At 36.2% G+C, this 9,437-nt stretch carries 10 protein-coding genes; 2 read left to right on the plus strand and 8 right to left on the minus strand.

The features are described from left to right. The first annotated feature begins 77 nt into the window (after window positions 1–77). Both G5B06_RS18035 and G5B06_RS18040 read left to right on the plus strand, forming a co-directional pair. Window positions 78–491 carry a S24 family peptidase gene (locus G5B06_RS18035; RefSeq protein WP_173763209.1) on the plus strand — a complete coding sequence of 138 codons (414 nt, stop codon included), beginning with the start codon at window positions 78–80 and terminating at the stop codon, window positions 489–491. After that, window positions 484–657, plus strand: a complete 174-nt coding sequence (locus G5B06_RS18040) for a hypothetical protein (RefSeq protein ID WP_226815871.1) — start codon at window positions 484–486, stop codon at window positions 655–657. Before G5B06_RS18035 ends, G5B06_RS18040 begins: the two co-directional genes overlap by 8 nt. Before the next feature lie 177 nt (window positions 658–834). Here the strand turns inward: G5B06_RS18040 and G5B06_RS18045 are convergent, their stop codons facing one another. From G5B06_RS18045 to bsh, 8 genes are all read right to left on the minus strand, one after another. Then, window positions 835–1,407 carry a CDP-alcohol phosphatidyltransferase family protein gene (locus tag G5B06_RS18045; RefSeq protein ID WP_005335451.1) on the minus strand — a complete coding sequence of 191 codons (573 nt, stop codon included), beginning with the start codon at window positions 1,405–1,407 and terminating at the stop codon, window positions 835–837. Further along, the gene (locus G5B06_RS18050) at window positions 1,397–2,461 is read right to left on the minus strand and encodes an FUSC family protein (RefSeq protein WP_118062277.1); all 1,065 of its coding nucleotides are present in this window, start codon (window positions 2,459–2,461) and stop codon (window positions 1,397–1,399) included. Before G5B06_RS18050 ends, G5B06_RS18045 begins: the two co-directional genes overlap by 11 nt. A gap of 33 nt (window positions 2,462–2,494) precedes the next feature. Continuing rightward, complete coding sequence (locus tag G5B06_RS18055) at window positions 2,495–3,538, minus strand: HAMP domain-containing sensor histidine kinase (RefSeq protein ID WP_005347239.1); 1,044 nt, start codon at window positions 3,536–3,538, stop codon at window positions 2,495–2,497. After that, on the minus strand, window positions 3,538–4,248 hold the full coding sequence (locus G5B06_RS18060; RefSeq protein WP_118071556.1) for a response regulator transcription factor: 711 nt from the start codon (window positions 4,246–4,248) through the stop codon (window positions 3,538–3,540). The genes G5B06_RS18055 and G5B06_RS18060 overlap by 1 nt, the downstream gene beginning before the upstream one ends. Continuing rightward, the gene (locus G5B06_RS18065; protein ID WP_119234867.1) at window positions 4,227–5,660 is read right to left on the minus strand and encodes a phospholipase D family protein; all 1,434 of its coding nucleotides are present in this window, start codon (window positions 5,658–5,660) and stop codon (window positions 4,227–4,229) included. The genes G5B06_RS18060 and G5B06_RS18065 overlap by 22 nt, the downstream gene beginning before the upstream one ends. A gap of 198 nt (window positions 5,661–5,858) precedes the next feature. Next, window positions 5,859–7,418 carry a cardiolipin synthase gene (gene cls, locus G5B06_RS18070; protein ID WP_055166960.1) on the minus strand — a complete coding sequence of 520 codons (1,560 nt, stop codon included), beginning with the start codon at window positions 7,416–7,418 and terminating at the stop codon, window positions 5,859–5,861. A gap of 35 nt (window positions 7,419–7,453) precedes the next feature. Then, window positions 7,454–8,134 carry a GTP pyrophosphokinase gene (locus G5B06_RS18075; RefSeq protein WP_005347231.1) on the minus strand — a complete coding sequence of 227 codons (681 nt, stop codon included), beginning with the start codon at window positions 8,132–8,134 and terminating at the stop codon, window positions 7,454–7,456. A gap of 38 nt (window positions 8,135–8,172) precedes the next feature. Beyond that, on the minus strand, window positions 8,173–9,150 hold the full coding sequence (gene bsh / locus G5B06_RS18080; RefSeq protein ID WP_005347230.1) for a choloylglycine hydrolase: 978 nt from the start codon (window positions 9,148–9,150) through the stop codon (window positions 8,173–8,175). Between the last annotated feature and the right edge of the window lie 287 nt (window positions 9,151–9,437).

Genomic DNA, 9,437 nt, shown 5'->3' on the forward strand with positions numbered 1-9,437 from the left:
TCATCCACAGATATGATTAGATTTATTATCATTCATTTCAGTATCACTAAGATTAATATTATTACATGAACCTATTAATGAAAAGTGGGGAATACATTCGAGAAAAACCAATCATTTATCAATTTCCACGAAGAACTCTCAGTCTCTATGATCTCCCGGTTTCAGCTGGAACAGGACAATTCCTTGATTCCGACCGTTTTTCCGAAATTGAAGTTGGTGATGAAGTATCTTCCAGTGCTGACTTCGGTGTCCGGGTATGTGGTGACAGCATGGAGCCTCTCTATCTGGATGGACAGATCATCTGGATTCATAAACAAGAAACACTTGAAAAAGGAGAAATCGGTGTCTTCTTCCTTGATGGTGATGCTTATGTAAAGAAATATCATCAATCCGATTCCGGTATTCAGCTTATTTCTCTAAATAAAAAATATGCCCCTATCCAAGTCACTTCCGGATCCACCTTAAAAACTTTTGGAAAAGTAGTTGGCTAATTTTAAAAGGCTGATGGTTCAGAACGAGGACCTGGATTATTTCGGACTCTGCAGTTCATTGAATGCGACTCCGGAACTAATGAGCTTTAAATTATACAGCCTGACAAAACGAGGCCAGGCTTATCATATGCCGATGGAGATTCAGAGCAATTTCCTGGCGAAATAAAGTAAATAAAGATCCTGTTCTATATATCATAGTATGAACAGGATCTTTTTATAATGATTTATTTTCTATCTAAAATTTTATTAAACCGACTAAAGACTCCATAGTTTGTGTGTTTGACTTACTGTTTATATCTATCTTCTCCTAAATATTTTTCTAGTCATTGCAATATAAAATTGCTTATACAGTCTCTCCCTTAAGAGTCCTGGTATTCTGGATAATATACAGAGCGACCGATATGACCATCATTATAGCGCACAAACCAATCAACAGATCTGATACCATCGGTGTAATGTGGAACCATATAATATGCACCGCTGCAGTTCCATATAATAAAAAGGTTACTATCTTTCCATGCCAGTCTGCACCATGTACTTTTCCTGTCTTTCGTATCACAAGACATCCACTGACTACCATATACAGCTCCTTACCTGCCATTATTACGATTAAAAGAAGCACATGCGGAAAACGAGTAAACAGACAGATTAACATCGCTGCCTGTGTCAGCTTATCAGCCACCGGATCAAGTATTTTTCCTAAATTACTAATCCTATGGAATCTTCTTGCGATATATCCATCAGCAAGATCCGTAAGACCAGACAGCAATAAAATTTCACCAGCTAACAGAGGATTTTTCTTTACACAATAACTCCATATAATTACCGGAATCAGACAAAGCCGAAAAAAAGAAAGAAGATTAGGAACCGTAATAATTCTATTCAAATTTTCTTCCTGATTCACTTCACTCTGCATGTACGGTCATCTCACTTTTCTTTTTTTTAGACATAAACCAATAAAATATAACACAAAATGCTAAAGCAAACACAACACCAAAAACATTTTGAATCACTCTAAGACTAACCGCTCCTTGTAGTCCATAAGTCTCTGCAGCAATGGCTAAAGCACCAAATGTGTTAAATACTGCCTGCCAGCCATATTGTGCTGAAAATCCTACACCGATTCCACCAAGAATTCCTATATATGCATAGATTGACGAAGGAAGCAGAAAATATAATACTGTAAAACATATAACACCTGCAATATTTCCGACAATCCTTTTACGGACTCTGTAGTGCATATCTTCCATAAACGGCAAAATCGCGGACATGGCCGCAATACCAGCCCACATTGCACGTGGCATATTACAAATTTCTGCAATGCAAAGGACAATCGGTACGCATAAAATCTGACATATCTGCCATTTTGTTCTGGAAGAAGTGATATCAAATTCTTGTATCAGATCTTTCAGATTTCTTTTATAAGTTCTGTTTTTATGATTTCGATAAAATACGAAGCAGGTAAGTGCTGCACCTAAAGCCATCCCGACTAATCGCATCTGATAGCTTTTTCCCGTAACATCATAACCATATAACAGCAGATACCCAAGAACCAATGTAGATTGATTAAACATGAATGGATTATGGCATCCGAACAGAATCAACACAGCCAGTGCCGCAATATTTAACAGCATTCCCAATACCGGTGAAAACTGATTTGCTAAATGCGGACATACAGTCATAATTACAAAGAACAAAGCCAAAAGCATCGTAGATTGTCCGGTGTGGATCCCCAGATCCGCATTTCTAAACACCATGAGACATAATAAGACTACTACACCTACAATGCTGTTCTCATTTCCAAATAGGATGCTGAAAATACTAACAAAGAAAAAACAAAATGCCATTGTAACAGCTATCTTCACCAGATATACCCACATATGATATAATTTTTCTTTTAGTGTTTCACTCTTTTTCAACAGGTTTTTAGAACCTGCCTGATTTAACTGCAACTCCTGATAAAATGTCATATAAATCCTCCCATCTTCTAATTTATCTTAAAACTATATAATCTCATCTTTCTGCTTTGGCAGCTCTATAACAAATCTGCATCCACCATATTCACGGTTTTCTGCTTTGATTGTTCCTCCGGCACTATCTACAATCCGTTTTACAAGTGCAAGACCTAGGCCATTTCCTTCTGCTTTATGAGATCCATCTACCTGATAGAACTTGTCAAATATTCTGGATTTTACATCATCCTCTATTCCTGGTCCTTCATCTTCCAGAATGAACTTAACAGAATCCTGTTCTTGTTTCAGAAACATCGTAATTGTCCCCTTTGAAGGGCTGAACTTAATCGCATTATCCAAAAGATTTATCCAGATATGCATAAAAAGTCCTTCATTCCCCGTATATTTAACTTCCTCCAATTCTACCTGAAAACCAATTTCTTTTTCTGTCCATTTTGTTTCCAATGAAAGAAATGCCTGGCGAATCTGTTCATCCAGACGATATTCTGTTTTTTTCATTGGTATATTCTGATTCTCTAACTTGGATAACAGCAAAATATTACCAACCAATCCGGAAAGTCTTTGGGTGTTAAATAAGATTTTTTCTACATATTCCTCTTGATCCGGAGACAGTTCTTCTCCCTGAAGCAGCATTGTATATCCTTCAATGGCATTAATCGGGGTCTTAAACTCATGAGAAACATTAGATACAAAATCCATCTGCAGCACCTCTGTTGCACGAAGTTCTTTTGTCATAACGTTAAAACTTTGATAAGATTCTCCAACTTCTGCTATACGGCTGTTCGTTTCCAAATGCTGTTCAAAATCTCCCTGAGAAACTTCCTTCATTGCTTTACTAAGTCTGGTAATTGGTTCCAGTAACTTTGCATTAATAAAGGAAGTGATCAGCCCTGCAATCAATGTATTGAAAATCAAAAGCCAGCCAAGCACAGGTATGCTGCCCGGCAGATTAAAAAAATGATTCAAAAAAGCAAATAATAAAGCAGATATGACTGTTGAAAATACAAGTGCCAGCCAGATTGCACCAGTCAGACAGGATCGGATCCGCAATCCTTTTTCTTTCTTTTGTTCCATTATTTTTTCACCACCTTGTATCCAATTCCACGCATTGTTACGATTTCAAAATCAGGGTTATCTTTAAAACGCTCTCTGATTCTTCCTATATGTACCTCTATCGTATGTGGGTCTGCCTCCGTCTCGTATCCCCATACTTCATCCATCAACTGTTGTTTTGTAAATGTTCTGCCTGGCGAAGCTGCAAGCTTATATAAAAGCAGGAATTCTTTTTTAGGCAAAACAAGACTTTCCTTATCAGTTGTAACCGTCATTGCATCATAATCAAACTCTGTTGAACCGATCACAATTTTGTGTTCATTCAGTATCTGTGCACGGCGAAGCAATGCTCCGACTCTTAAAACCATTTCATTCACATTTACCGGTTTTACCATATAATCGTCACTTCCCGAAAGAAATCCCTGGCGCATATCATCAAAGGAACCTTTCGCAGTGATCATAAGCACTGGTATCTGATATCCTGCTGAACGAAGTTCTGACACCAGTTCATAGCCATCCATAACCGGCATCATAATATCAGAAATGATCAGATCAATATATTCCTTATCCAATACTTCTAATGCCTGTGCTCCATCCGATGCACTTTTGACTTGATATCCATTCTTCTCAAGCACTTTTTGGAATAGCTGGCTTAATTCTTTATCATCTTCTACAATCAATATTTGAAACACGTTTTCCTTCCTCCTCATTAAAACAGATACCTTGCCCATCCAAGCAGATGCTGTACCAAAAATATTTTTCTCTGACGTTTCTTTGTTAATTCGATTGGCTCTACATGATATGGATCATTATAAGTTCCGCCTTCTAATATCTGGCGGGACACTTTTTCATATTCCATCATGCCCTCTTCCAACTGTTTATTAATATCTTTACTGCGAATTACAAGCATCAGTTCCGTATCCAGATATGCACTTCTCATGTCCATATTAAAGGAACCGATTACAGACAGATCATCGTCAATCAGAATACTTTTTCCGTGGTATGAATAACCGCCTTCATATTCCCAGATATTAATTCCTGTACTTAAAATTCTATTTCTGTTTTTCGCATAATCGGCAGCCCCAAATGGATTCCCATTATTCGCAACTGAATTTGTCATGATAGAAAAATCTGAAACGTTCTCTGCAATCTCCTCCCATGTATTATACATCATATCATTACAGATAATATATGGCGTGTGGATCTTCACACGATTTTTTGCATTTTTCATCAATTCTCCCAACTGATACCACACTACTGGTTCTTTGGAACCTGTGTGAATAGGATTTGACACTAATGTAATTTTTTCTGTCTCAAAAGTTTCGTCCGTATAATTGGTCTCGCAGATTCTTTCCTTATTCTCTTCAAAATATTTCTGATAGCTGTTCTGCAGCTCTAAAACTGCGTTCTTTACAGATTTTCTATTTGCCAGTTTTTTATTGTTATGAAAATAACCACTGTCTTCCTGATTCCATATGGTTTCAAAATACTCTGACAACTGGTTAACTGAATTTTCTTTCTCAGGTTCATCGCAAACCACTAACACGTCTCTGTCATAGTTCTTATGTCCCGGAAAATCACCCAGGAAATAATTGTATGTATTTCTTCCCCCAAGAATATATCTCTTTCCATCTGCAATCAAATATTTATCATGCATTCTACCCATCATTTTCCACGGTTTCAACGGATTGGCCTTATTATACAGTTTAATTTCAACATTCTCATGGGAAGATAATCCATAGAAATACGGATTTCCTTCCATATCAATCCAGCTCTCCATTCCATCTACTAACAGACGAATATGTACACCTCTATCTGCCGCATCATGCAGTGCTCCTAAAATCAATTTTCCACTTTCATCGGATTGAAATGCAAAAGTAGAAAGAATAATTTCCTTTTTTGCATTCTTGATCAAACGCACTCTTTGTAAAAGCGCTTCTGGATTCTTTTCTATGATTACTGCCCGTTCTGTATTTTCACTGCATTCGTTCCATGACTCATTTTTTGTTTCTTTTTTGGTTGTATTGGACACTTCCGGCTGCTTTTTATATGCAACGCAGATTCCGAGCAATTCATAAAAAGCCACACATAAAAAAATTGCCAGTATAACAAGAAGGATTTTACATATTTTATGCTTTTTCATTGTACATCACCTGATTTCTTTTTATTTCATACTTATACAATACAAAGTCAATCTCAATTTAACCTCAACAAGGTTTGTGTTTTTCATCCATGCAAAATCTTCTTTGTACAACAGACTGTTAGATATAGCAAAAACGGCCTTTCAAAAACAGTTAACTTCTAAATCAACTGTTTTTTGAAAGGTCGTTTCATCAGATTCTTATAGCAATCCAGCAAATAATCTCATAAATAATTGTCCCAGTCGCAAATATGCACTTCGTCCGGTTTGATATTGGTCTGTCACATCACGACATTCTCCCATCGTTCTTATCAGATCATTTTTTATTTCCACAACTGCCTGACAATCTGCCATAAAACAGCCGTTTTCAAAATGGTGATATAAACTTCGATAATCCAAATTAATTGTTCCACAAGTTGCCATACAGTCATCTGCCACACTCATTTTTGCATGACAGAAACCAGGAGTCCACTCATAAACACGAACACCATGTTTAACTAATCCATGATAAAAAGAACGAGTTATATTATAAATGAATTTTTTATCAGGGATACCAGGTGTGATAATTCTTACGTCTACCCCTCGCTTAGCAGCCAGACATAACGCATGCGTCATTTCATCTGTTATGATTAGATATGGAGTCATAAACCAACAATATTTTTCAGCTTTATTTATCATACTGATATAAACTTCTTCTCCTACTTGCTCATTATCCATAGGGCTGTCTGCATAAGGTTGAACAAACCCAGTTTGCTGTGCCGCATAATCATAGTGGAAAAGGTATTTACTAAAATCAGAATCATTAGCATCCTTATCACTTACTGCATTCCACATTTCCAAAAATGTCACCGTAAGCGACTGAACAGCATCTCCTTCTAAACGAATACCTGTATCTTTCCACTGTCCATACGGGTGTGTGTAATTAAAATATTCGTTTGCTAGATTATATCCACCTGTAAATCCGACTTTTCCATCAATAACTGTTATTTTTCTATGATCACGATTGTTCAAAAACAGATTTAAACCTGGCATAAACGGATTGAATACACGGCAATGAATTCCTATTGCCTCCATCTTTTTCACAAAATCTGTGTTAATAAAGCCTATAGAACCCATATCATCGTAGAATACTCTAACTTCCACACCTGCTTTTACTCGCTCTTCCAGAACATCTTGAATCTTATGCCATGCTTCAGCGTCTTCTATCGCATGATATTCCATAAAGATAAACTTCTGTGCTTTCTCCAAATCCTTAAGCTGTGCCTCTAATCCTTTCACTGCTTCATCAAAATACACAATATCCGTATTCTGATAGATTGGATACTGCGAATTTCTTTGTATGTAACTTGCTATATTTCCTGCTTTCGGAATTGTTTCTTTTATTTTGCTCAAACACTCCTGACTGTCCGGAAGCATTGGTAACAATTTGCTATCAATTTCTGCATATCGCTCACGCATTTTATGTGTGCCACCATTCAAACCAATCAACAAATACAGGCCTACACCCATAATTGGGAAAATTAGAATTAAGATGACCCAAGGCATTTTCATAGAGGATGTCTTATTTGATGCGTACAATCCCAAAACCAAGATCCCACTCAAAATCCTTGTAAATAAATTTATGATTTCTGCATATTCATTCAAGCGTGTTACAATAGTAATAATAAAAATCACTTCCAGAAGAATGCAGATTATGGAAAAACACAGCCGTTTTACCCCATTTTTTGTTTTTGCTTTGCCCTCTAAAGTATCTTGTTTCATATATATTCCACCTTCCTACTTGCTCAGTTTTCTCCCTAAATTTCATGGAACATACCAATTTTGTCTTTTATTCTCTGCATTTCATTATCTGCTTCAATGATAGCTCTTGCAGAATGAAGTAATTCTTCACTTATCTCATCATAGCCAGGCATTTCTTCAATTCCTTTTTTATAGCGAAGTTGATGTTCCAATGTTGCCCAGAAATCCATACCATTGGTTCGAATCTGTAATTCTACACGCATAGGTGTTTTACCCTTAGCAAAAAATACTGGTATTTCGACAATCATATGATAGCTTCGATAACCATTCGATTTTGGATTTTTTATATAATCTTTTATTTCAATAACTTTAATATCATCCTGTTGGGTAATCAAATCTGATATCATATAAATATCGTCAATAAACGCACAAACTATTCGAACGCCTGCTACATCATTGAGATATGTCTGTATATTTTCTGTTGTAAATTCATATCCCATCTTCTGCAGTTTATCGTAAATACTATTGGGCTTCTTAATTCTTGTTTTTATAAAAGAAATAGGATTTCGATTGTTCTCAACTGAAAATTCATCATCCAAAACCTCAAGTTTAGTTTGTATCTCCCGAATAGCACAACGATACATCATCATTAAATTATAAAATTTTGTAGCATTATTTAAAAACTGTAGTGATTCCGGACTGTTCATCCTGAGTTTTTTTACTTCATCTTTTGTCATGGAACTTTCCTTTCTACCTCATCCCTGATTTCAAAACATTATTTATTTTGATAGTTGATTCGTTCTCCTTGAATTACTGGATAACAAATCATTTTATCACTATCCAGATTTTCTACATGCATATCTACTGCACTGATCTGATGGTTTTCATAAGTATTGTAATAATAAATACCTTTTGTAACATTACAACACGACGTATACAATGTGATTTCATATTTTCCATCCGCTACTTCGCAACATCCTCGTTGCTGATCCACAGATCCGAGAATGTGGAAGAATTGGCTAACGCTTTCTTCCTCTGATTCACCTGAAATTGCATTTACCTTTGTAAAAGCTACACGTACAAAGCGTGAGGAAGATGAGAGATCTCCCGGAAGACCTAATCCTCCCATACCTCTACTATATGCATCAAGAGCCAAATTTTCGCAGAAAGTATTTCTGGGCTGTTTAGGAGATAAATACATATAATTATTTAGTTGAAACATCTGCTGTGGAAATGGCGGATTATTCGTAAGCACTCCTACTGGATTGTCATAAATATGCAAACCATCTGACATAGATTCTACCGTAATTGACTCATTCTCATCAGAAATGATCCAGTGCAATTGTGCTAATGGTAATTGTTCGCTGAAAGGAGTATTAACAATATTAATTCGTTCAAGAAGCTCGCGAACTTCAACTAAAGAAGAACACTGACTTAAAATCCACGGAATAAATTCAAACTGTGCAATATTTTCCACATCTGGCTTAATCGCAGCATAAACAGCATTTCCGACAAAATTCAGTCCTGCCATTGCCACTCCTTTTTCATTCATAGCATCATAATACAAAGGATAATCCTCTGCAACATGAGCCATTCCAATAATTGCATAATGATTTTTCATATCGCCAACATGGCGAAAATTAAACGCATAATTACGTGGTGTAATTACTATCTGATCACCATAAGAGAATTCATAATCGAGGGTTCGTCCAAAGTAAAAATCTTTTGTTTTATAAGTTGCTGCTGTACACATGATCGTTTATCCTCCTAAATAGATTGAAATATGTCAATGAGTTTTTTTCTTGAACAATATTATAGCACAATTCTTTTATTTTGTTCCAACTTCATACATGATCATAACATGTAAACTTTAAACTATTTTCCTAGATTATTTCTCCATCAGTTTTTCAAACCAGGTATTCATAGCTAGGATGAATTGACCTACGTCTGGCAATTCTTGCAGCATTTCGTTTAGGGTTTTGTGCTTCACATATTTCTGCACATACACCCAACAGGCAACGCTACTGGCTTCTGATACAA

Source organism: Blautia luti (assembly GCF_013304735.1).
Taxonomy (GTDB): domain Bacteria; phylum Bacillota; class Clostridia; order Lachnospirales; family Lachnospiraceae; genus Blautia_A.

Coding starts and splice junctions, on each gene's coding strand:
- G5B06_RS18035 (WP_173763209.1), top strand. CDS start 78: ATGAAAAGTGGGGAATACATTCGAGAAAAACCAATCATTTATCAATTT.
- G5B06_RS18045 (WP_005335451.1), bottom strand. CDS start 1,407: ATGCAGAGTGAAGTGAATCAGGAAGAAAATTTGAATAGAATTATTACG.
- G5B06_RS18050 (WP_118062277.1), bottom strand. CDS start 2,461: ATGACATTTTATCAGGAGTTGCAGTTAAATCAGGCAGGTTCTAAAAAC.
- G5B06_RS18055 (WP_005347239.1), bottom strand. CDS start 3,538: ATGGAACAAAAGAAAGAAAAAGGATTGCGGATCCGATCCTGTCTGACT.
- G5B06_RS18060 (WP_118071556.1), bottom strand. CDS start 4,248: ATGGGCAAGGTATCTGTTTTAATGAGGAGGAAGGAAAACGTGTTTCAA.
- G5B06_RS18065 (WP_119234867.1), bottom strand. CDS start 5,660: ATGAAAAAGCATAAAATATGTAAAATCCTTCTTGTTATACTGGCAATT.
- cls (WP_055166960.1), bottom strand. CDS start 7,418: ATGAAACAAGATACTTTAGAGGGCAAAGCAAAAACAAAAAATGGGGTA.
- G5B06_RS18075 (WP_005347231.1), bottom strand. CDS start 8,134: ATGACAAAAGATGAAGTAAAAAAACTCAGGATGAACAGTCCGGAATCA.
- bsh (WP_005347230.1), bottom strand. CDS start 9,150: ATGTGTACAGCAGCAACTTATAAAACAAAAGATTTTTACTTTGGACGA.